The organism is Rhizobium sp. P2_G9 (assembly GCF_056403475.1).
In genome coordinates this window covers 26,755-50,397 of record NZ_JBFUFK010000054.1, presented here as the reverse complement: position 1 = coordinate 50,397, position 23,643 = coordinate 26,755, and the positions used below count along the sequence as shown (strand labels likewise).

Below are 23,643 nucleotides of genomic sequence, written 5' to 3'. Positions count from 1 at the left end.
CTGTCAAATCACTTGGAAAACGAAGCGCGTCTCGGTTATGCTCACGCCGAGCGATAACAGTCCAGGTCATCGGAAACCCCATTTTGATTTAGCACCAAAAGGGAATCACAACCTGCTGTTATCGCTCAACTACTTTTAAATCGGGCTCTGACGCCAGTGCATGCACAAAAAGGAACAACGAGCTTTTTCCAATGCCCCGTTCTCCCTCTATTAAGAAATGCTGCGGGTTCCCATGCCTCGTCTGGAACAAGCACTTTTCAATAGTTTTAAGCTCCTCCAAACGACCATTGAACATGCCTGGGCCTGCCATTGAGTTGGGCTTGAATGGATTGAATTTCATCAAATAGCCTCCCTGGCCCAGTTACTATGAACCGCATATATCGCGCGCTTTAAGACGTAAACCCCTCGAACCAAGTGTCCATCGTCAAACGCCGAGATATTCGCTAGTCAGAATGGCAGAGCAAACGCCTGCTCTGCGCGAAGGCAACACACTGGTGGTCCGCGAAGGTTGACCTCCTTGTGCGCTCCATCGGAAAGTTAAGCGAAGCCAAACGTTCCATTAACGAGAAGCGACCTTACGGGTGGTCAAGCGCTGGCGTACACAGCGGTCATGTACACGGGTTGCCCTACTGCGTAATTTGTGCTTATAAATCAACCGTCTATTTGAAACCGTCCGGGTTCAATCCTCTCTGGCAGCACCATTCGTTTCTCTTGAATTCCCAAATAGCTGAATGGTATCAGTTGATGATAGGGTTCCTTTGGTTTGTCAGTAGGACCGTTGTATTGTCAGTCCTGCTTGCTTAGGATTGTCAGTGCGCCCAAATGTGCGGCTTTCCAGGCCATTGGGGTATCTTCATCCCAGTCGTGAGCCTTTCATCCAGCGCCTACGATGGCTCCGATTGTTCAGACTTGTGTCCGCCGAATTCGCCTATGTCGAGGGCTGCCCGGTCGTGCCCGGCGTGCCCGACCGGGCGTCAAGAATTGCTGAGATTAATGCGATAGAAGCGAAGTTGGATGCGATCTCCACGTTGGAAAATATTCGCACGGCAACTACCTACGCCGAAACATACTTATACCACGACGGAAAGTTCTTCCTGATTATCTATAATAACGATGATCACGCCGTGACAGTTAAGAGGTTTTCGGAAGTCTTGCAGCCTCAGGCGCGCCTTGCGATCATCGAGCGACAGATTGAAAACGGTATTACGCGCTCGAATGTCGTTACTGTCGAAGTCTAGCGCGTAGAGAACCTGGTGCGGACAGACCAAAATTACTTCGGCGATGTTGGCTTGTTCTTGAGAAATCTGCGAAGGATAGTTCAAGGCCAGGATGCCCTAGAGTTCACCTTGATCGAGCAAGAACGCGTGAAACTTCAGAAACCGCGTCCACCAGGTGATGTCCGCAATCTAAATCGGCGCTATACGCTTGGTATCCAAGCTGAAATTGGGGACGGTTCGGATGGGGCGCGCCTGTAATTGAGAATGTCGGCCGCCGTGCAGTACGGCCATGGCTCTTATCTGCGCCAAGCAGCTATGGCATCCGAGACAAATGCCTAAACTACTGACATCATACGAAAATCACTATAGGAGAGGCGCGTGCAGCGCCTGCCGGTCGCAATGGCGATGCACCAATGCCCGATGCGTCAGTAGAGCAATCGCGTTCTGATCGTCCCCGGTATCTCCCGTAACGCCTTAAGGATGTCTTCGGCTGTCAGGGACGCGTCCTCGACTTCGATGACCACATAACCGGTATCGCCATGGGTTTGCAGGAATTCGGCGGCGATATTCAGCCCACGTGACGAGAAGATCTCGTTCAGCTGGATGAGCATGCCGGGGCGGTTTTCGTGAACATGGATGAAGCGCTTACCGTTCGGGCGTTCAGGCAACTGGACCTGCGGAAAGTTGACGGCGCCCATCGTTGAGCCGATATCGGAATATTCGACCAGCTTTCGGGAGACTTCCCCGCCGATGCGCTCCTGGGCTTCTTCTGTCGAGCCGCCGATATGCGGTGTCAGAATAACATTGCTCAAGCCCTGTAGCGGCGTTTCGAACCGCTCTTTGTTCGATGCCGGCTCCTTGGGAAATACATCGATTGCAGCACCGGCCAAATGGCCGTCTTTCAGGACTTTCGCCAGCGCGTCGAGATCGACCACAGTGCCGCGAGAATTGTTGATGAATATGGCACCTTTCTTCATGCGGCGCAGCTCGGCTTCGGTAATCATGTTGTACGTCGATGGCGTCTCCGGAACATGCATCGTCACATAGTCCGAGATTTCGAGAAGCTCGCCGAGCGAAGCCATCGATTCCGAATTGCCGCGGCGCAGCCTGTCAGAGAGATCGAAATAGCGCACCACCATGCCCATGCTTTCCGCAAGAGCACTCAGCTGCGAGCCGATATTGCCGTAGCCGACGATGCCAAGGGTTTTTCCGCGCACCTCACGGCTGCCGACCGCGGATTTCTCCCATCCGCCTTGATGCGCAGACGCCGAACGCGGGAAGATTTGCCGTGTCAGCATAATGATCTCGCCGATCACAAGTTCGGCCACCGAGCGTGTGTTCGAATAAGGCGCGTTGAACACCGGAATCCCGCGGCGGCGCGCCGCTTCCAGATCGACCTGGTTCGTGCCGACGGAAAAACAGCCGACGGCAATCAGCTTCTTGGCGGATTCGAAAATCTCGTCTGTCAGCTGCGTTCGGGAGCGAATGCCAATGATATGCGCATCGGCGATATGGGCTTTGAGATCCTTGTCGTCGAGCGCTTTCGGTAGATGCACGAGGTTGGTGTATCCGCACGACGAAAAATAGTCCACGGCGCTCTGGCTGATGCCTTCAAGCAGAAGCACGGAAATTCTGTCGCGCGAGAGGGAAAGCTGGGTAGGCATGGATAGACTTTCGTTTAGCGAATTCAAACAATGCGATGTCGTTGTAGGCCATTGCCACGCATTGCAACAGGGCTTTGCGACCATCCGACAAACAGCGCAAGCACAAACCCCTCTCTGCTTCTATTGGACGCGTCTCCGCCGGTTGCTGCCACCGCGCCAAGTGGCGTATCCATTCGCAACGCGACCGGCGAACTCGAGCTCTTGGACAAGGGGTCTCAATGCCGGGTTTGCAGCCATCCCGCGGCCAGCGCTTCATCCTTGTCCGATAGGCCGTGGCCGACATCGACATTCTCGTGACACACCACTGCGCCGGCAGCGATAAGGGCATGTTCCAATGGGGCAGCGTAGGATTGATAGGGATCGTTCGCGCCGCTCAACATCAGGACATGTGCGTCAGAGCGAGCGGAGTCTGGCACGCTATCCAGCACCATCATCGGCCGGATCAATATGGCGCGATGGACCAGACCCGGCTGCAGCAGCAGGGTGGCGCCGATCATGTTGGCGCCATTGGAATAGCCGACAAAGGTGATCCGCTGCGGATCAAGGCGATAGGCTTCTGTTGCACCCTCGACGAATGCCGCAAGGGCCATGGATTCGGCAGCAATATCCCTCTGATCGAAAGTCGTGGGATCGAAGCGGATGAAGAAGCGCGCGACGCCTTCCTCGACTGCCCGGCCTCTGAGACCGATCAATGTCGAATTCGGAAACAGCCGCCGGCCAAGCGGCAGCAGGCTGGTCTCGTTTCCGCCGGTGCCATGCAGCAGCATCACTGCCGAGCCATCGGGCTGGTCGGGCTCATGAATGCGGTGAATGAAGGGCAGTTCCCGGTAGAGCGTGTGCGGTTCGCCCGGCAGCCCGAATTGCGGCAGCACGACGCGAATATTGTCGTCGTCCGAAAACTGCGGCGGGATGAAAAGTCGCTCTCCCAAAGCATCAGACGGTTCGTCGACGGTAAATCCCGGGCCGTCAGTGGCAAGTTCGATCAGCGTGCCTGACGGCTCGCGCACATAGAGCGAGTAGAAATATTTGCGGTCATGGGCATTGATGGCGTCGTAACCCTGCGCCTGGAGCTGTCGCGCAACGTCTTCGACATGGCTCCGATCGGGTGCGCGCAGGGCGATATGGTCGATGGTCCCGGTGCCGGGCGCCGCCGTCCAGAAACCTGACGCATCGCGAACATCGACAAGGCTACCGGAATCCGAGGCCAGGCGAACAATCGTCTCACTTCTTGTCCGCTCGGCAAAACCCATATTCCGGGTCAGAAATTCGACGGTGTCGGACGGCTTCTCGGAAAAGATCGTTGCACTGTGCAGACATTGGATCGCATCGGCGCTGCTTATTCCCGGCGTCACCCAGGGTCTCGTTTCTCCGACATCGGCAACCCCGACGATCTTGACGATGACACCGTCGGGATCAGTCAGCCGCAGCATCGGTTCCCCGAATTCCGGTGATGGGCCGGAGGCCTTGACGCCGAACGTCAGGGCGCGGGTCAGCCAGAATCCGATGGAGCCGGAGTGGATGGTGAACGCGATTTCCCCGGCTGCACCGTGCCCGACACGGCCATGCGAGCCGTTTTCCCATGCGAGAAATGTAACGAGGGATCCCGGTGTCGCTTCGGCATCGCCGTAGAAAAGATGAAGTTGCGTCGCATCCTCGAAACCTGCAGTGCGCTTGACCAACCTCAGGCCGAGAAAACCGGCATAGAAATCGACATTGTCCTGAATCCTTCCGGTGATCAGGGTGATATGGTGGAGGCCGCTGGTCATGATTCTCCCGGTGCGTGCGCGCAGCGACTATACAGGAATTGCCTGGCCGGACCAGAATGTGTAGGCGCGACTTGGATCGCGCACTTTGATGTGTTTCAGCGTGGAATATTGGTCCCGTCGCGGGGCTAATACCTTCTTCCTCATCGGGACCAGACTCGAGTACCCGGAAATCGCTATGACGTAAGATCAACGGGCGGAGCTGCCGAGACACTTCTCCGAAGGATCAGCCTGCTCGGAACAACCAGCCGCATCGGGGCTTCCTGTTCGGCATCATCGATCTGCTGCATCAGGTTCGCCACCGCCGCCTTGCCCATCTCCTCCACTGGTTGCTCGATCGTCGACAGCGGCGGATGGCAATATTTGCAAACCGGCGAGCCATCAAAGGAGACGACGGAAAGTTCCTCGGGGATGCGCCAGCCGAGGGCCTGCACCCCGCTGATGAACGGGATCGCCATATCATCGCACTCGGCGATAACGGCAGTTGGCTTGACGTCAAGGGCTGAAAAATCCTCGATCGCCTGCTGTCCGGCCTCGAAACCGTGCTGGTAGGAGAATATGCCGCCTGAGCGGATGATCGATGCTGGGTCCAGCCCAGCCTCGTGGAAAGCATCGACCACCCCGCCGAAGCGCTCGATGTCGTGATAATTGTCGGATGGTCCCGCTATATAGAAAAAGCGCCGATGGCCAAGCTGGATCAATGTCCGGGTGGCCTCCGCCATCGCGCTGCGATCATTGGTGACGACGGACGGAACGGCAGCTTCGCTCATATCGAGAAGCAGCGAGACGATCGGCAGCCCGGCCTCGGCGAGCGAACGGCCGCCGACTTCGGGCAGTTTCGATGACAGGATGATCGCCCCCCGCACCGAGCCGCCAAAGGCAAGGTTGAGAATGTGCCGCTCGGAGGTTTCGTCGCGATCCAGGTTGGCAATCATCAGATTGTAGCCGTTCTGGATCAAGGACTGGTTGATCGCCTGYAGCACCTGCGGGATGATCTGCGAGGCGCCATAGTGCAGCGAGCCCGGCAGGATGATCATGATGATATTGGACTTGCCGACTCTGAGATTGCGCGCCATGGCGTTCGGCGTATAGCCGAGAGCTTCGGCTGCGGCACTGATCCTGGCGCGGGTCTTCTCATTGACGCGCGCGGGATTGGCGAGCGCGCGGCTGACCGTGGAAATCGCCACCCCGGCGTAGCGCGCAACGTCGGCCATCAACGGGCCGGAATCCTCCCCGAGCAAGGTTTTGTTTTTCTTCACGCTTTGGTCTTTCCTCCGAATACCTGCAGTTCGGATGCTATGGCAATTCGGGCCATTTGGCAAACGATTGCCAAAAAATGCTTGCATAACCAAACGGCACGGCTATTATCGGGAAATGGCAAACGATTGCCACTCGTAACATGATGGAATTTATGCGGATTTTCGATGTGGAGGCTCACTCCGCAAACGATGTTCCGTGCCGTGGGAAATGGAAAAGCAATGGCTGCCGCCAACAAGCTTCGTTTCGGTGTCGATCTCGTGACCTTCTTTCACCCCGGCTTCTGGGGTGTCGATGGCTTTGATGCGATCACCGACTATGCCCGTGCACAGCCGCGCGCCTTCTGGGATAAGGCTCTCGACAGCGTCCAGGCCTCTGGCGTGACCGGCGTCGAGCTCACCTTTTCGCCGTTCAACTGGCAGGATGCGATCAAGACCTATGGCTCGGTCGAAGCCTTCGCCTCCGAGCTGTCAAACCGCGGCCTCGAGCTCAGCAGCGGCTTTTTCGCCGAACTCGAAGCGGCCGGCGATTTCACCGAGCCTCAGGCGCAGGCCGCTCTGATCGAAAAAGCTGAGAAATACGCCGATTTCCTGAGGGCATGCGGCAGCGACATCATGGTCATCGGCGCACCGCTGCGCCAGACACTCGGCGCGCAGCCGGTGCGCTTCCATGATTTCGACAATGCCCGCAAGATCGCCGATTTCCTCAATCGTCTCGGCGCTATTCTCTACGCCAGGGGCGTGAAGCTGGCGCTTCACACCGAGGCTCACTCGATCTTCGCGTCTGCGCGTGACGTCGATCTGATGATGCTGCTCACCGATCCGGCCTATGTGCATATGTGCCCCGACACTGCCCACATCATCGTCGCCGGCTCCGACCCGATCCCGCTCGTCGATCGTCACCATGAGCGGATGATCATCGCCCACTGGAAGGACGCGCTCGGGCCGATGCCATCAGATACGCCGATCGATGCTGAGATCCACGAGCGCCACCAGCCCTATTTCTGCGGCTTTGGCTTGGGGCGCGTTGATTGGCAGCGCTGGATCCGGCTGCTGCGCGATCGCGCCTACGAGGGCTGGGCCATTCTCGAACTCGACGCAGCGCCCGATCCGGTGCGCGACATTGCCAATGGACTGACGCTTGTCCGCCAGGCGCTGCTGCCGATCTATCGCTGACTTCTAAGACCGAACGATCAACGGCCCCGCAAAGAGGGCCCTTTTAAGAGGTGGAACGATGAAGAATGCAATGAAACTGTTGCTTGCCGGAGCCGCACTGATTGCGGTTTCCGCGCCCGCTCGGGCCGAAGATAAGCCGAAGGCGGAAGTCATGACATCCTGGACATCCGGCGGCGAGGCAGCGGCGCTCAATGTGATCCGCAGCGAATTCGAGAAGCGGGGAGGGGAATGGAAGGATTCGTCGATCGCCGGCTTCGGCGCGGCGGATGCCGCTTTCCAGAACCGCGTCGTCGCCGGCGACCCGCCGACCGCCAAGCAGGTGGTTATTGGCCATGATCCGGCCGATTTCATCAAGCAGGGCCTGATGAACCCGATCGACGACATCGCTGCGGCGGGAAAATGGAAGGATGTCCTGCCGAAGACGATCTACGATTTCATCTCCTATGAGGGCAAGGTCTACCTCTCCCCCACCGGCGCTCATGGCGAGAGCTGGATGTTCTATTCCAAGGAGGCGTTCGCCAAGGCCGGCATTGCCGGCGAGCCGAAGAGCTGGGACGAATTCTTCGCCGATATGGACAAGCTGAAGGCAGCCGGCCTTCTGCCGATCGCCTGGGGCGGCCAGTCATGGCAGGAAACCAAGGTGTTCAACATGATCCTCCTGTCCCAGGTGGGCATCGACGGCTTCCTGAAGATCTATGTCGACAAGGATAACAGCGCCAAATCCGTCGACGGGATCAAGAAGACGCTGGCCATTCTTGGCAAGATGCGGGCTTACGTCGACGAGGGCGCGCCGGGCCGCAACTGGAACGATGCGACAGCCATGGTGATCACCGGCAAGGCCGGCGTGCAGTTCATGGGCGATTGGGCCAAGGGTGAATTCATCGTCGCCGGCAAGGTGCCGGGCAAGGATTATGGTTGCGCCATCGTGCCGGAATCCGACGGCATGGTCTATGTCGCCGACTCCTTCGACTATCCGAAGACCGGCGATGCCAGTCAGGACAAGGCGCAGAAGCTGCTGGCGGAGGTGGTCATGGACCCCAAGGTGCAGGTGGCATTCAGCATCAAGAAGGGTTCGATCCCGATGCGCACCGATGTCGACAAGTCGCAACTCGATGTCTGTGCCCAGAAGGGCCTTGAGCTGATGAGCGCCGGCAAGATCGTTCCGGACCAGGCCATCATTCTCACGCCGCAGCAGGCCGGCGCGCTGACGGATTATGTCGACGCCTTCTGGAGCAACTCCTCGGCCAATATCGACGAGGAAGCCGCCAAATTCTCGAGCATCTTCCAGTAATATGGTCCGAATATCCGGCCATCCGTATGCAGTTTAGAGCTGTCGCATTGAAGTGAAGACCCCGCCCCAAATCCCTCCCCACAAGGGGGAGGGGCTTAACCCGCGGCTCCGCTGTGCCCTAATTGAGGCAAGGAGCATGCCGCGAGTCTTCTCCCCCCTTGTGGGGGAGATGGCCGGCAGGCCAGAGAGGGTCTTTCGTCATATGCGATTGCACTGACACGCAATAAATGGATGCCTGGTTCAAGAGATTCTGACCCCCAGCGAGTTTTCGATGATGCGAAGGCCAAAGCGTTCATATGCCGCCACTGCGGCGCTGCTGCCGACCTGGGCAGCGGTGATCGTCGTCTATATCGGCACGATGCTATGGTCGATCCGCTTGTCGTTCACGGATTCAACGCTGTTTCCGTCCTCGAACTATGTCGGCTTCGCGCAATATGCGAAGCTGTTCTCGACGCCGAAATGGCTGGCAGCGCTGCAGAACGTCACTGTCTTTGGCCTTCTCTACGTCGCCGGCTGCCTTGTCCTCGGCTTCCTGCTGGCCGCCATGCTCGACAGGAAAGTCCGCTTCGAAAGTATGTTCAGGACGATCTTTCTCTACCCCTATGCCATGTCCTTCGTCGTGACCGGTCTCGTCTGGCAATGGTTGATGAACCCCACGCTGGGCATCCAGGCGAGCTTTCGCGCCTTTGGCTGGCAAGGTTTCACCTTCGATTGGGTGGTCAACCCGAGGATGGCGATCTACGCTGTCGTCATTGCCGGTATCTGGCAAGGGGCCGGGCTCGTCATGGTGATCGCGCTCGCCGGCATGCGCGGCATCGAAACCGAACAGTGGCGCGCCGCCCAGATCGATGGCATCCCCGTCTGGCGTATTTATCTTTCCATCATCCTGCCGCAGCTTGGGCCGGCGCTGGCCGCAGCCGGCATGCTGCTCGCCATGGGCGTCATCAAGACCTATGACCTGATCGTCGCCATGACCGATGGCGGGCCGGGCTATGCGACGGAAGTGCCGGCCAAATTCATCATGGACAGCCTGTTCCAGCGGCAGAATCTCGGGCTCGCGACGGCCGGCGCCACCGTGCTGGTGCTCACCGTGATCGCCATCGTCGCCCCTGTCCGCTATGCGCTGCACATGCGGACGAGACGCCAGGGAGGTGCCCAATGACCGACAGCCCGCGTCCGAATGGACCGAAACCGTCTCGTCTCACACCCGGCCGGATCGGCGTCTATGCATTTCTTTTCATCGCCGCGCTGCTTTTTCTGCTGCCGCTCTTCGTCATGATCGTCACCTCGCTGAAGACCATGGACGAAATCCGGCTCGGCCAGATTTTCGCCTTTCCCCATAAGCTCGACCTCAGCGCCTGGAGCACGGCCTGGTCTGGCGCCTGCATGGGCATAGAATGCGTCGGCGTTCGTGCAGGCTTCTGGAATTCGGTCAAGATCACAGTTCCGGCGGTGGCGATCTCCGTCTTCATCGGCGCCTTGAATGGCTATGCGCTGTCCTTCTGGCGGTCATCGGGCGCCCGCATCCTGTTCGCGCTGCTGATGGCCGGCGGCCTGATCCCCTATCAGATCTTCCTTTACCCGATGGTGAGGATGATGGCGAACCTCAGGCTCTACAATTCGCTTGGCGGCATCATCCTCGTTCATGTGATCTTCGGCCTGCCGCTGGTGACGCTCCTGTTCCGCAACTATTTCGTCAACATTCCGGAAGAGCTTTGCCGCGCCGCGCGTGTCGACGGCGCTGGGTTCTGGCGGATCTTCTTCGAGATCATGCTGCCGCTATCGGTGCCGATGATCGTCGTCGCCTCGCTGTTTCAATTCACCGGCATCTGGAATGATTTCCTGCTCGGGCTCGTCTTCGCCGGCCGCGACAACCTGCCGATGACTGTGCAGCTCAACAATATCGTCAACACGACGATGGGCGAGCGCGCATACAATGTGAACATGGCCGCCACCATCCTCACGGCGCTCGTGCCGCTCGCCATCTATTTCTTCTCCGGGCGCTGGTTCGTCCGTGGCATCGCCGCCGGCGCGGTGAAAGGGTAGACCTTATGGACGCATCGATTTCCATCCGCGATCTGAAGATCGCCTATGGCACGCATACCGTCATCGAGCGGCTATCGCTGGATATCGGCGTCGGCGAATTCCTGGTGCTGCTCGGGCCGTCCGGCTGCGGAAAATCCACGCTTCTCAACACGATCGCCGGCTTCAACGAGACGTCGGAAGGCGAAATCTGGATTTCGGGCCGCAATGTAACCTGGGAAGAACCAAAGGACCGCGGTATCGGCATGGTCTTCCAGTCCTATGCCCTTTATCCGCACATGACCGTCCGCAAGAACCTTTCCTTCGGCCTCAGGGTTGCCGGCCTGCCGAAGACCGAAATTGCCCATCGCGTCGAAAAGACCGCTGCATTGCTGCATCTGGAAAACCTGCTCGACCGCCGTCCTGCTCAGCTTTCCGGCGGGCAGCGCCAGCGCGTGGCGATCGGCCGGGCCCTGGTGCGCCAGGTCAGCGTCTTTCTGTTCGACGAGCCGCTTTCCAATCTCGATGCCAAGCTGCGCAACGAATTGCGCGTCGAGATCAAGAAACTGCACCAGCAGCTCGGCAATACCATGATCTATGTGACCCATGACCAGGTGGAGGCGCTGACGCTCGCCGACCGCATCGCCGTCATGCGCGAGGGCCGGATCATGCAGCTCGGCACGCCGAAACAGATCTATCACCAGCCGGCCAATCGCTATGTGGCCGGCTTCATCGGGTCTCCGGCAATGAATTTCATCGAAGGCGAGATCGTGCTCCGGGATCGCACCCCCATGTTCAAAAGCAAGGACCTGCAGGTCGATCTCTCGGCCTATCCGTTCGCGACTGAGCCGAAAGCATCCCCAGCAACGCTCGGGCTCAGGCCGGAGCATTTCGTCTCCGACGAAAGGACCAAAGATTTGCCGACCATCCCGGGCGTGGTTTCCGTCGTCGAGCCAATGGGCACGGACACCGTGGTCTGGTTCGAATGGGCCGGCGAAGGCCTTTCCTTCAGGGTCATGGGCGATGTGACGCTGGAGCCGGGCGAGATGATCTCACCCGGATTGGACATCGCCAAGGCTTCCCTTTTCGACGCCGATGGCGTGCGCCTCTGACGCTGCCTCTACAACATACGGAATGACAGATGTCTCAGACCATTTACGATGCGCTGGTGATCGGATCCGGCGCGGCCGGATCTTTTGCGGCCAAGGAATTGACCGCGCAGGGGCTTTCCGTGCTTCTGCTCGAAGCCGGCCCGGCAGTCGGTACCAGGGATTTCGATCCCACCCGCAAGAAGCTGCCGGCCAGCAGCATCAATATCTGGGAGCGCGCCCGCGCCACCATCAAGGGCCAGCCCATCCAGGCGCGAGCGGCGTTCTTTACCGAGCGGTTCAGCCACTTCTTCGTCAATGATCGCAAGAACCCCTATACGACGCAGAAGGATGCGCCATTTCTGTGGATCCGTGGCCGTCAGGCCGGGGGACGGTTGCACAGCTTCGGCCGCGTTCTGCTGCGCTGGACCGATGACGATTTCAAGATCAAGACGCTGACCGGCAGCGGCGTCGATTGGCCGATTTCCTATGATGAACTGCAGCCATACTATGCCGAAGTCGAATCCCATCTCGGGCTTTATGGCAATGCAGATGGCGTTTCGACCCTGCCGGACGGCGTCTATGCCAAGCCGGCGAAACTGACGCCCGCGGAAGAGACTTTCAAACGTGCAGTGGAAGAGCGCTGGCCGGACCGACACGTTGTCTCCTGGCGCTATATCGCGCCTGAAACCGAGCGGACGCCACGGCCCTTGCGCGATGCGCTCGCCACCGGGCGCCTGACCATCCGCCATGACGCGATCGTGCGCCGGATATTGACCGACGAGCAAGGTGGCCGTGCCATCGGCGCCGAATTCATCGACCGCCTCACGGGCGGGGTGGAGACCATCCGGGCAAATCTGGTCGTGCTTTCGGCCTCGCCGATCGAAAGTGTCCGCCTGCTGTTGAATTCGGCTTCGGCCCGGCATCCGCAGGGGCTGGGCAACAGTTCAGGCACCCTCGGGCGCTATTTCATGGACCAGCTTCCCTGCCTGGCTTTCGGCTCCTTTGCGAAAGCCAGAGGCTGGGCGGAAGATGATTCCGCGCCTGCGGATCCCTTCTACAATCCGTCCGGCGGCATCTTCATACCGCGCTTCGACGCGCAATCATCCACGCGCGGCGATTTCAATTATCAAGGCAGTGTCGGCCGTGCGCCTACGCCGGATGATGCTCCTGCACGTCTCGCCTTTTTCGGCTTCGGCCGCATGCTGCCCTATGCCGACAACCGCATCACCCTTGATCCAAAGCGCAAGGACGCCTGGAAAATTCCCGTTCCGCATATCCGCTGTGTCATGCATGACGAAGAACACGCGCTGCTGCGCCGGCAGCAGCAGGTCATGGTAGACATGGTCCGCGACGTCGGTGGCGAGCTCGAATTCATCGGCTCGCCGCACGGCCTGACCGAAATGGGCCGAGGCGCTTTCCCCGACGCCGATCCGTTCAGCCGTTTCATGTTCCGCACATGGTTCCGCAAGACCATGTGCATGGGCGCTGCCATCCACGAGACCGGCGGTGCACGGATGGGCGCATCCAGCCGGGACTCGGTGCTCAATCCATTTAATCGGAGCTGGGACGTACCTAACCTGATCGTGACGGATGCGAGTGCCTTTCCGGGCAGCGGCATAGCAGGCACGACATTGACTGTGATGGCTCTGACCATCCGCGCCTGTCGCAATCTGGTTGGGGAATACAAGGCAGGGCAGCTGTGAAAATGGGGCACCGGATCCTCGCTGGAGATCCGCCCCGAAGCCGGAAGATTTGCGACAAGCCCTATCGAGATCAGGACCCGCGACATAGGCAATGTCTCGGAGAAAAGCTTTCCAATCTGCATACGTCTCCGGCATGCCGACCAAGGAGTAATGACCGTCAAGGAAAGCTGGATCAGCGGGGGCGTGTGGTCGCAGCTTGGTTCAGGTCGGATTCGAGGCAATCTTGTCTGTCCTGCGTCGCCGGCAATCCTGAACTGAATCGTTCCGTCGTCTGATCGCAGACGAGCGCATTATTCGGGTGCCATCCGCTTCGATAAGTGCGATCACGAAACCCTGACCAGCAGCTTTTCAGTTCTGCCTCCGTCAATCACAGAAGCCTGCCCGACAACGAAAGCGCTTTCACCCGAGGCGAGCCACACTGCCGGATTTCGCGCGTCACCAAGTTCGCCAGCCGTTGATGCCAATGCGTTGCGGCGCCAACGGCTGTTGCGTACATGGCTGACCGACTAGCGCCTCGGAAGCATGTTGCGTCCGGCATTCCGGATAGAAAGGCTGGAACCGGCCATCGGCACAACGAGCCCGGCGGCAATCGCGCTATCCAACGCTTTTGCATAGTCGTCCCCCTGCAACTGGTGCTTCCGCGCATGGCTCTCGACGGCGCCTTTCGTGGCCGTCGGCGAAACGCCGAAGCGTGGGTTGTAGAAGGCGTTCAAGATAATCTGGTGCTGTTCATTGAGGGTCAAGATGTTTCTCCTGTGAGACCCCCGCGTTATCACCAATACGACGCAGTGGATATGGCTGTAGGGCGGAAAACACGTTTGCCGTCCTCCTCAATGCTCTGTGGCTTGGATTCCTTGCAACTGTGGCACGTCTCATCGGTCTCGACACGGGACGTCTATTCAAGGCGACCTCGCCTGTCGCGCATCGCGGCCGATCCTGACACCGAGGCCTTCCACCGTCTGATCGCGGATGGCTGCCACATTCGACGGCCATTCGCTTCAACGGTAGCATCAAGAAACCGGTAGCGGCGGCTCCTTCGTTCTGCCTCGACTGCGCATTGTCGGAGAAGCGTCATGCAGCACCATATATAGGCGCTGCCGCCAACAGCGGCAGCGCCTTTGGTCTTACTTTGCGGCCTTGGCTTCCGCGATCCACTTGTCCCATTCGGACTTATGGGCGGCGACCCAATCGGTCGCGTGCTTCATGATCTGCTCGTTGGACTTCTCGCCATCGTTGACGAGCTTGTTCTCGGCATTGATGTCTTCGATCGGAACTTGCACCAGCTCGAACCATTTCTTCGCCGAAGGATTGGCGTTGACGAAGGCGGTGTTGGCGATGACCATCTGGTCGTTGACCGGGAAGCCGAGATTGCCTAGGCCCGGCACCGTCGTGTTGTCCGTCTTGCCATCCGGAAGCGAGGTCTGCTTGACGTTCAGCCAGACGACTTCCTTGCCCGGCCGCAGCACGGCAGAAACCCAGAGCGGCGTCCAGGTATAGTAAAGCGTCGGCTTACCTTCCTTGATCCGCTCTATGGCGTCAGGAATGATGGAGAAATAGCCGCCCTGGTCATGCTCGACCGTGTCACGCAGGCCATAGGCGTCGAGCTGATGTTCGATGACGCGTTCACAACCCCAGCCCGGCTCGCAGCCATAGAGGTCGGCCTTGCCGTTGCCGTTGATGTCGAACAGCTTTGCCTTCGCCGGATCCTTCAGGTCTTCGAGATATTTGATCCCGGTGGCATCGGCAGTCTTCTTGTCGATGAGATAGCCTTGGAGCGAGTTCGACGTCAGTTTGCCGAGGCGAATGAGCTTCGCATCGCCGCCGGCTTCCTTCCAATAGGCCTCGTGCAAAGGCTCCCAATGCGCCGCATAGAAGGTAAGGTCGCCGTTACCGACGGCGACATGGGCCAGTTGCACCTGGGTTTGCGTCGGATCGGCGACGTCATATCCAAGCTCTTTCAAGCCTTCCGAGACGATGAATGTCTGGAAGAGTTCTTCCGTGATGCCCGACCATGCCGGCTTCACCTGATCGGCCGCCGACGCAACACTGGTCATCGCCAGAAATGATGCCAACAGGGCGGCTGTGGACTTGATCTTCATGATGTCAGTTCCCTCATTTGATTGACGCTCAACCATCCGAAACCGCGCAGCGCCGAGCGTCTTGGCGCTTGCGTCCCAGTTCTTCTCCCGAGGAGTAACAGGTTGGTAACACAGGTATTTCGAAGGTCGTGAACGTAAAAAAGTAGACCGTCAGGTGACTTTAATGCACTGATCCGGCTGGGTTGTTTGCCTTTTGACAAATCAACATTTCTGCCCTCCCAGGCACGGTGTGACCGGAGTTTCGGATCAATTCTCAACGGTCGATGAAAGCGGATTGCCAGCCCGAATTAAATCTCGGGCGCGTCGTTTTTATCGCGATGCGACACGGCGCGTCTCTTTTGACGCCAGCACGCTGTTCAGGCGTTCATGCCTGGTTTGCTGGGGACTGCGACCATGTTGAAGGCGATAGGCCTTTGAAAAATGCGAGGCCGACACAAAGCCGCAGGCCACCGCGATATCGACGAGCGGTTTGTTGGTGGCCTCCACCAGCTGCCTGGCGCGGTCGAGACGCAGTTTGACATAATATCGATGCGGCGAGGTGCCGAGATAGGTTTCGAACAGGCGTTCCAACTGTCGCCTGGAGATCATCAGGGTTGCGGCAATGCGCTGCAGCGGCAGTGGCTCGTCCAGGCACCGCTCCATCATCGCGACCGCTTCTGGTAATTTGTCGCTTACGCAATGGGCGGCCCACGGAAACCAGCCTATCTGTCGGTGCGTCCGGTCCCTTGCCCCATCCGCAATATTGCGTTTGCAGACATCAGCCGTCAGATAGGTGCCGAGCGTTCGCTCGAGAAGCGCTATCGCAAGATCGAACGCCGAGGTCTCACCGGCACAGCTCCATATGCCGCCATCGCCGGTATAGATGGCGTCGATCACCTTGGGTCCGTTGAACGTCTCTGAAAAGGCGGCCAATTGCTGCCAATGAATGGTGCATTCGGTGTTCTTCAGCACTCCCATTTCCGCGAGCAACCATGTGGCCGTTCCGAGAGCGACCACCGGTATGTTCTGGCGAATGCAGAGCCGTACCGATCCGGTCAGTTCCGGAGATGCTCTGAGCTCGGTGACCCCGTCGGAGATCATCACAACCATGTCCGCACGCCGGGCCGACGCCAAATTCGGCATGACGTCCGAGAAGCGGAACTGGGTCGGCATTTCAAGGCCGAGGCCGCAGGTTTCGGAGACGCCCGACCGGCAGGCGAAAGTCCAACGGAACTTTTGCCGACCCAAAATCGCATTGGCTTTTTGGAACGGTGCGAGAAATGAGGAGAGGCTGAGCATCGAGAAGCCGGGAAACAGCAGCACCGCGATCACGGTGGTGTCGTGCGCTGCCTCATCCGGGACGGACGTCGTCGCCTGGTCCGCCAGGTTTGTGGCAACACGATCAGTCCATTCCCATATTCGCCTCATGTCCCGCCTCCCGGTACTCTTCCGCAAAAACAAAGAGCTAAAGCGCGAGAGCCAACCCCGAAGATTGCAACGCGCTTCAGCAGACGGTCTGAGGATCAGTGATCCTCGTTCAATGCGTCGACGGCGGGAATTTCGCGGCTGCGGCGATCGATATAGGCGCGCAGTTCCTCGTCTTTGGACTCTTCGAGCTTAGGCTCCTGATACTCCGACAGCAGATAGCGAGCCTGCTCCAGTGCGCGCTGCTTGATGTCCTTCGAGCCGTCGGCGATCCACTGTTCGACCGAGTTGTTGTCGAACAGTTTCGGAATAAAGAACGCCTTTTCGAAATTCGCCTGGGTATGCGGATGACCGAGATAGTGGCCGCCGGGGCCGACATCGCGCACTGCCGACAGCGCTTCCTCGAAGTCGTCCCATTTGATCCCCTCGGCCATGCGATAGCCCATGGCGCAGACTTCGGAATCGACCATGAACTTGGCGATCGAGCAATGCATCCCCGCCTCGTTCCAGCCGGCCGAATGCCAGATGTAGTTGGCGCCGGACATCAGCACCGCCATCATCGTCATGGCGCTTTCATAGCCGGACTGCGCATCGAACATTTTCGCGCCGCCGAGGAGGTTCGAGGTGCGCCAGGGGACATTATAGTGCCGCGCCATCTGGCCGATCATGAAGTTCATCAGTGAAATCTCGGGCGTCCCGGCCATCGGCGCACCCGACTGCATCGAGACGGTCGACAGATAATGCCCGTAGATCGCCGGGCAGCCGCGGCGTACCACCTGGGTATAGGCGAGCGCGGAAAGCGCTTCGGCGTTGAGCTGGGCAACCGCAGCGGCCGTCGAGGCCGGCGTGTTTGCTCCCCCCAGCACGAAAGGCGAGCAGAGAACCGGCTGGTTGCGGCGATTGAAGGCCCGCATGGCGCCGAGCATGGTCTGGTCCCAGACCAGCGGCGAGTTGCCGTTGCAGTTGCCGGTGGCGACGGCGTGCGTCTCCATGAATTCCGCGCCAAACAGGATCGCGCACATGTCGAGTACGTCTTCGGCGTTCTTGGGCGACGTCGTCATGCCCATGAACATCTTGTCCGAATGTTTCATCGACGAATAGGTGATGTGGAGATGCCGGTGGGCGACGACGATGTCCATCGGCTCGACGATGTGATGCGCCGAGGAATGCAGCGCCGGCATCATATGGGCGAGTTTGTGGAACGTGCCGAGATCGGCGATCGTCGGGCCGCGTCTGACGTCGTCGAGGTCGCGCATATAGGGCGCGCCGGTCATCGGCACGAAGATCGACTTCTTGCCGCCGAGTTCGACATTGTTGTCCGGATTGCGGGCGTAGTATTTGATCTCCGGCGGGATCGTCTTGATGAGATCCATGATCAGCGCGCGATCCAGATAGACCCGCTCGCCCCGCACGTCGGCCCCAGCGCGCTTCCAATCCTCAAGCGCGATCGGATCGCGGAACACGACGCCGACTTCTTCGAGAATATCCATCGAGGCGTTGTGAATGCGCTCGACCTGCTCCTCGTTCATTGGCTCGACATTCGGCAGGCCGCGCTTCAACGTCGGGAACATCTCGAATTTCGGCGTCGTCCGAAGCGTCCGGCGGGCGTCGCGGCCGCCCCGTCTTGCTGCATTGGGTTGCACGTTCATAGCGCCTGTTCTCCCTGAAATGTGATGGTACTGTGCGGGAAACTCGACGTCGCGCACGGACTAGACTAATGACCGAGGCCGTTTCAAACACCAAATGCAAAAGTCTCACGCGTCAGTTGACTATTATGCTAGCCTTCAGGTTCATTGCTGCCCGGGAGGGGGGAAACATTGGTTCGCAGGTTTTATGACCTTCCGTCGCTCACGACGCTCGCGGTGTTCGAAGCGTCCGCGCGTCATCTGAGTTTCAAGCTGGCGGCCAGCGAATTGAATGTGACGCCCGGCGCGGTCAGCCGTCAGATCAAGGCGATCGAAGACGAAGTGGGGGTGCCGCTGTTCGTCCGGCTCGGCAAGGGCGTCGCGCTGACGCCTGCCGGTGAGGAACTCTACGGCGTGCTCGCCAGTGGGTTTTCCAAGGCTTCGGAAGTGGTGCGGTCGATCAAGCGCGGCGACCGGGCGCGCAATGTGACGATCGCCTGTACGGATGCCTTCGCCACCATGTGGCTGATCCCCAGAATGCCGGACTTCTGGCGGCGACATCCGGACATCGCGGTCGACCATCTGATCTCCGACAACGCCAAGGATTATCGGCGTGCCGAAGTCGAACTGAGGATACGCTACGGTTTCGGCGCATGGCTCGACGAAACCGCGGAGCTGATGTTCGATGACACCATCTACCCGGTATGCGGCCCGGGTTTCGCTCGGGAACATGAAGGCGCGACGGCATCGGACCTCGGGGACCTGCCGCATCTGCATGTCGACTGGGCCGATCCCGATTGGGCCGGGTGGGATGAGGTCCTGCTGCGCGCCGGAATCCCTCAGGGCCACGGCGGCGGCAGGCGGTTCGGCAAATTCGGCGTCGCGGTGCAGGCCGCGATGGCAGATCAAGGTGTCGCCGTGGGGTGGGATCGGCTGATCCGCCATCATGTCGAGGAAGGAAAGCTGGTGCGCCTCACCGATCTGACGATCCCCGCGCCGGGCGCCTACTATCTGACCTGGAACAATAGCCGCGAGCTCTCGATTGCGGCGACCGTTCTCCGCGATTGGCTGCGGGAAATTGCCGAGCACGAGCGCAAGATCGCACCCGACCAGATGGGCTCAGCCAAACGACAGGATTGGTGAGCCGAGTTTCTTCATATCCGGGGAACGGTCCCCAGGGCTGAGATGCCGCTGACCCGGGTCAACTTGATGCCGAAGCCGTCGACCAATCCACCCGAAACAGCCCGCAATAGTTTGTTCACGTCTTCTGGCAGTTCATCTGTGTAGACCGGATGGTAGAGCTGATGTCGACGACGAACGCAGCGTCGCGCGAGGCAACCCCTGAGCTGAAATAAAGTCACCTGACAGTCTATTTTTTCGCGCCGGCTAACCAATTCGCGATGTGTTATTCAGCCCTCAATCAAAACCTGAAGAAAAGAGGGAACAAATGGCTCAATGCGGAATACTCGACCCGTTTGCCTGTGGGAAGCTCCCACTTGCGGATTGGATGACTGTTGGCCTGAGATGGCTGGTGGACAATTACCGGCCGTTCTTCCAGGCGGTGAAAGGTCCGATCGACTCGATGCTGCAGTCGTTCTCAGCCGCATTGAGCGCCGTGCCCCCGACACTTGTCGTCATCACCGTCTTTCTGGTCGCCTGGCAAATCGCCGGCGTCAGGCTCGCTCTCGGACTGGCGGCCACCCTCATTTTCGTCGGCTTCATCGGTGTCTGGCCGGAGACGATGCTCACTCTGGCGATTGTCCTGACCTCGCTGTTATTCTCGATCGTGATCGGCCTGCCGCTCGGCATATGGGCATCTCGCTCCGACACGCTCTATGCGATCCTCCGGCCGCTGCTTGACGGGATGCAAACCATTCCTGCTTTCGTCTACTTGGTTCCGGTGGTGATGCTCTTCGGCATCGGCAATGTGCCGGGCGTGATCGTCACCGTCATCTTCGCGGTCGCACCGGTGATCAGGTTGACCTATCTCGGCATGAAACAGGTGCCTGGCGATGTGGTCGAAGCCATGCGTGCTTTCGGTTCGACGGAGTCCCAGCTTCTGTGGAAGGCGCAATTGCCCTTGGCCCTGCCGACCATCATGGCCGGCGTCAATCAAACGTTGATGATGTCGTTGTCGATGGTGGTCATCGCCTCGATGATCGCCGTCGGCGGCCTTGGCCAGATGGTGCTGCGCGGCATCGGACGTCTCGATATCGGCATAGCGACCGTCGGCGGCCTGGGGATCGTCGCCCTGGCGATCGTGTTGGACCGCCTGACGCAGGCGCTGGCAAAACCCCGCAAGCGCGGGGAATGGCTGACACGCGGGCCGGTTGGCCTCATGCGCTCGTTTATCACGGCTTCCAATCCGCAAGCAGGGCATGCTCTGCCGCAATCGTCGGCGATCAAGAATTGAGGAGCGGACAAATGACCGATGCAGTTATCGAATGCAGGAACGTTTGGAAGATCTTCGGCGACAAGGCGAAGGAGGCCCACAAGGCCATCAATGACCACGGACTGAGCAAGAGAGACATCCTGGAGCGGTACGGTTGCGTCATCGGCGTGGCCGATGTCTCCTTCACCGTCGGAAAAGGCGAGATTTTCTGTATCATGGGACTTTCCGGTTCCGGAAAGTCCACCTTGGTCCGGCATATCAATCGCCTCATCGAGCCGACGGCCGGTATGATCCGGGTCGCCAACCAGGACGTCAGCGCGCTCCAGGGACCACAACTCAGGCAATTGCGGGCCGAGAGTGTCGGCATGGTCTTCCAGAACATGGCGCTGCTGCCGCACCGCACGGTGATCGACAATGTCGCACTCAGCCTTGAACTACGCGGCATGAGCCGGGCCGAGCGCCACAAGATCGCCGCCGACAAACTCAAGCTGGTCAGCCTGGACGGCTGGGGCGACCGTTTCCCCGATGAACTGTCGGGCGGGATGAAGCAGCGCGTCGGCCTTGCCAGAGCGATGGCGGCCGACCCGGAGATCCTGTTGATGGACGAGCCGTTTTCCGCCCTCGACCCGCTCATCCGCCGGCAGCTCCAGGAGCAGTTCCTCGACCTGTCGAAGATCCTCAGGAAGACGACCATCTTCATCACCCACGATCTCGACGAGGCGATCCGGCTCGGAACCCATATTGCCATCATGAAAGACGGGCGTTTCGTTCAGGTGGGAACGCCGGAGCAGATCGTGACGGAACCTGCCGATGACTATGTCGCCGACTTCGTCAAGGGCATATCCCGGCTGGAACTGGTCTCCGCCGCCAAGGTGATGCAGCCGCTCGGAGCGGCCCAGCCTTCACCCGCCGCTCCGACGGTTCTTGCAACCGATAAATTGTCAAAACTCCTCCAGATCGCCAAGGAACATGACGGAGACATCACGGTACTCGAAGGCGAGCGACCGGTCGGCGTGATTTCCCGGCACGATCTCCTGAACGCCGTCAGTGGCTGAATCATCTCAGTCCCGTCGACGTTCGATGGAAGTTCCCAACTTGTCGGCCCACTCCTAGTTCCGGCAAGCGTCTTGCTGGCAATGACTGTTCATTGCCAGCTCTTTTCTCCAAACCTTCCGCCATGTTTGGCACTGCTATGGCAGTCCCGGCTTACTGGGATGGTTTGCTTCTCCACGGATCGTGGTATGTAGCGTAGCTTCAACCAAACTGTTTCGTTCGGAGGCTTCGCATGCCCACCACGCCAGCCATTTGGAAGAAACTCGGCAAGATCAATACGACCGATACCGGGCCGAATGACAACGACCAGCAGACATCGACGGTAATCGGACTGGCGAACGGCGGTTTCACCGCGGTCTGGGACGACAACAGTAATCACTCCAGCGGTCTCGGCGCGAGCGACATCCTGGGGCAGAGCTACGGCGTGCTTGGCAAGACGTCAGGCGGCGAATTTGTTGGCAGCGTAGCCTACCAGGACCTTAGCCAGACCAATGCATCAATCGCCGCGACAGCTAATGGTGGCTATCTTGTTGCCTACCAAAGCGAGGATGCTGCGCAATTTGGCGATGGACTGAACGTCGACGTCTCAGTTTTTAATCCGGATGGAAGCAGTTTTGGGGATAACGATTTCCGGCAGGGCGCCGGAGGGCCGGATGTAGACGATACCTCGCCCTCCATTGCTGCCTATGCTGGCGGCTATATTCTTGCCTATGAGACCAATCCGAACGGCAACAAGGACATCGTCTATTACGTCGTGACCAATAACGAGATCGTCCCCTTGGGTTTCACGCCGCCGACCGCACATGATGATATCTCGGGCAAGGGCGACCAGATCGATCCGCAACTGGTGATCCTGTCGGACAGAAAGAAGAACCCGACATTCGCGATCGCCTATGAGGATGCGCGGACCGGCGCGATCGATGCGTATCTCGCCAATGCCGCAGGCGCCATCGACACGGTGACGGTTTCTTCCGGCAAGGCCAACTCGGGTCTCTCGGCCGCAGCGCTTTCCAATGGCAGCCTCGTGGTCGCCTGGACCGATGCCAATGGCGATGGCACCGACAATGCCGGCATTGATATGCGGCTGGTCAAGCCCAATGGCGATTTCGCCTCAGCAATTATCCATGTCAACACCGACAAATCCGGCGCCCAGGGTGAGGCGACGGTCTCGTCGCTGAACGATGGCGGCTTCGCCGTCGGCTGGAGCGACGGCAATGGCGACGCGCTGCACATCCAGTCCTGCACCGCCAACGGCAAGAAGGCGGGCGCGGAATTCACGCTCGCGGCTCAGGGCAGTGCTTCGCTCAGCCAACCGCATCTGGCGACACTCTCCGATGGCCGGCTCGTGCTGACCTATACGTCCGAAACAAAGGGCAATGCCGACGTGCTCGGCATGATCCTCGACCCGCGCACGGGCTCGATCATGGGCACGAATGACGCGGAGACGCTGACCGCGCCGGCGATCGGAGGAACGGTCAGCGGCAAGGGTGGCGCCGATACCTTGCTGGGTGGCGGCAAGGCCGATGTGCTGGATGGCGGCACCGGCGATGACACGCTGACGGGCAGCGCCGGCGGCGATACCTTCGTCTTCAAGACCGGCTACGGCAAGGACACGATCACGGATTTCGGAAAGGGCGCCGATCGCATCGACCTCTCGGGCTGGAAGACGGTCGCCGATTTCGGTGATGTCAAAAGCCACGCTGCCAATCACGGCGCCGATGTCTGGATTTCCGTTGCTGGTGACACCTTGGTCATCGAGCACTTACACAAAGCTGATTTGCTGGCCGGCGATTTCCACTTCTGACGCAAGCAGCATCTGTACGCTGGAAGCAAGCGCTCGGCCAGCGCGGATGACCTGGCGCCGGCTGTCGCAAGGCCTCTTGGAAC

Annotated in this window: 19 protein-coding genes; 11 read left to right on the top strand and 8 right to left on the bottom strand. The window is 59.3% G+C overall.

Annotated features, from left to right (window positions below; all coding sequences use genetic code 11):
• Window positions 1-118 precede the first annotated feature (118 nt).
• Entirely contained in the window at window positions 119-340 is a 222-nt protein-coding gene (locus AC1DYF_RS33570; protein WP_477882350.1) for a hypothetical protein, read from the bottom strand.
• 559 nt (window positions 341-899) lie between these two features.
• Here AC1DYF_RS33570 and AC1DYF_RS33565 point away from each other — a divergent pair.
• On the top strand, window positions 900-1,238 hold the full coding sequence (locus tag AC1DYF_RS33565; protein WP_477882348.1) for a hypothetical protein: 339 nt from the start codon (window positions 900-902) through the stop codon (window positions 1,236-1,238).
• Window positions 1,239-1,642: 404 nt separating this feature from the next.
• Here the strand turns inward: AC1DYF_RS33565 and serA are convergent, their stop codons facing one another.
• The 3 genes from serA to AC1DYF_RS33550 all read right to left on the bottom strand — a co-directional run bounded on the left by serA (window position 1,643) and on the right by AC1DYF_RS33550 (window position 5,903).
• Window positions 1,643-2,881, bottom strand: a complete 1,239-nt coding sequence (serA, locus tag AC1DYF_RS33560; protein WP_477882347.1) for a phosphoglycerate dehydrogenase — start codon at window positions 2,879-2,881, stop codon at window positions 1,643-1,645.
• A 215-nt stretch (window positions 2,882-3,096) separates the two neighbouring features.
• Window positions 3,097-4,647, bottom strand: coding sequence for a VOC family protein (locus AC1DYF_RS33555; protein ID WP_477882346.1), 1,551 nt, complete (start codon window positions 4,645-4,647; stop codon window positions 3,097-3,099).
• Window positions 4,648-4,820: 173 nt separating this feature from the next.
• Entirely contained in the window at window positions 4,821-5,903 is a 1,083-nt protein-coding gene (locus tag AC1DYF_RS33550) for a LacI family DNA-binding transcriptional regulator (RefSeq protein WP_477882345.1), read from the bottom strand.
• Between the two features lie 219 nt (window positions 5,904-6,122).
• Here AC1DYF_RS33550 and AC1DYF_RS33545 point away from each other — a divergent pair, with 219 nt between their 5' ends.
• The 6 genes from AC1DYF_RS33545 to AC1DYF_RS33520 all read left to right on the top strand — a co-directional run bounded on the left by AC1DYF_RS33545 (window position 6,123) and on the right by AC1DYF_RS33520 (window position 13,183).
• Entirely contained in the window at window positions 6,123-7,076 is a 954-nt protein-coding gene (locus AC1DYF_RS33545) for a sugar phosphate isomerase/epimerase family protein (protein ID WP_477882344.1), read from the top strand.
• Between the two features lie 58 nt (window positions 7,077-7,134).
• Window positions 7,135-8,367, top strand: coding sequence for an ABC transporter substrate-binding protein (locus AC1DYF_RS33540; protein WP_477882343.1), 1,233 nt, complete (start codon window positions 7,135-7,137; stop codon window positions 8,365-8,367).
• A 271-nt stretch (window positions 8,368-8,638) separates the two neighbouring features.
• Complete coding sequence (locus AC1DYF_RS33535) at window positions 8,639-9,529, top strand: carbohydrate ABC transporter permease (RefSeq protein ID WP_477882342.1); 891 nt, start codon at window positions 8,639-8,641, stop codon at window positions 9,527-9,529.
• On the top strand, window positions 9,526-10,413 hold the full coding sequence (locus AC1DYF_RS33530) for a carbohydrate ABC transporter permease (RefSeq protein ID WP_477882341.1): 888 nt from the start codon (window positions 9,526-9,528) through the stop codon (window positions 10,411-10,413). The genes AC1DYF_RS33535 and AC1DYF_RS33530 overlap by 4 nt, the downstream gene beginning before the upstream one ends.
• 5 nt (window positions 10,414-10,418) lie before the next feature.
• Complete coding sequence (locus AC1DYF_RS33525; RefSeq protein ID WP_477882340.1) at window positions 10,419-11,501, top strand: ABC transporter ATP-binding protein; 1,083 nt, start codon at window positions 10,419-10,421, stop codon at window positions 11,499-11,501.
• A gap of 29 nt (window positions 11,502-11,530) precedes the next feature.
• Window positions 11,531-13,183: a GMC oxidoreductase gene (locus AC1DYF_RS33520; protein WP_477882339.1), complete on the top strand. Its 1,653-nt coding sequence runs from the start codon at window positions 11,531-11,533 to the stop codon at window positions 13,181-13,183.
• 506 nt (window positions 13,184-13,689) lie between these two features.
• Here the strand turns inward: AC1DYF_RS33520 and AC1DYF_RS33515 are convergent.
• From AC1DYF_RS33515 to AC1DYF_RS33500, 4 genes are all read right to left on the bottom strand, one after another.
• Window positions 13,690-13,926, bottom strand: a complete 237-nt coding sequence (locus AC1DYF_RS33515; protein ID WP_477882337.1) for a hypothetical protein — start codon at window positions 13,924-13,926, stop codon at window positions 13,690-13,692.
• A gap of 381 nt (window positions 13,927-14,307) precedes the next feature.
• On the bottom strand, window positions 14,308-15,282 hold the full coding sequence (gene proX / locus AC1DYF_RS33510; protein WP_477882335.1) for a glycine betaine/L-proline ABC transporter substrate-binding protein ProX: 975 nt from the start codon (window positions 15,280-15,282) through the stop codon (window positions 14,308-14,310).
• 309 nt (window positions 15,283-15,591) lie between these two features.
• Window positions 15,592-16,689, bottom strand: a complete 1,098-nt coding sequence (locus AC1DYF_RS33505) for a GlxA family transcriptional regulator (protein ID WP_477882333.1) — start codon at window positions 16,687-16,689, stop codon at window positions 15,592-15,594.
• A gap of 95 nt (window positions 16,690-16,784) precedes the next feature.
• Entirely contained in the window at window positions 16,785-18,335 is a 1,551-nt protein-coding gene (locus AC1DYF_RS33500; protein WP_477882331.1) for a trimethylamine methyltransferase family protein, read from the bottom strand.
• A gap of 168 nt (window positions 18,336-18,503) precedes the next feature.
• Between AC1DYF_RS33500 and AC1DYF_RS33495 the strand changes: the two genes are divergently transcribed.
• The 4 genes from AC1DYF_RS33495 (at window position 18,504) to AC1DYF_RS33480 (ending at window position 23,560) form a co-directional block, all read left to right on the top strand.
• On the top strand, window positions 18,504-19,454 hold the full coding sequence (locus AC1DYF_RS33495; protein ID WP_477882329.1) for a LysR substrate-binding domain-containing protein: 951 nt from the start codon (window positions 18,504-18,506) through the stop codon (window positions 19,452-19,454).
• Between the two features lie 364 nt (window positions 19,455-19,818).
• Complete coding sequence (locus AC1DYF_RS33490; RefSeq protein WP_477882327.1) at window positions 19,819-20,724, top strand: ABC transporter permease; 906 nt, start codon at window positions 19,819-19,821, stop codon at window positions 20,722-20,724.
• An 11-nt stretch (window positions 20,725-20,735) separates the two neighbouring features.
• Window positions 20,736-21,758, top strand: a complete 1,023-nt coding sequence (locus AC1DYF_RS33485; RefSeq protein WP_477882325.1) for a quaternary amine ABC transporter ATP-binding protein — start codon at window positions 20,736-20,738, stop codon at window positions 21,756-21,758.
• Between the two features lie 230 nt (window positions 21,759-21,988).
• The gene (locus AC1DYF_RS33480; RefSeq protein ID WP_477882324.1) at window positions 21,989-23,560 is read left to right on the top strand and encodes a calcium-binding protein; all 1,572 of its coding nucleotides are present in this window, start codon (window positions 21,989-21,991) and stop codon (window positions 23,558-23,560) included.
• Window positions 23,561-23,643 lie beyond the last annotated feature (83 nt).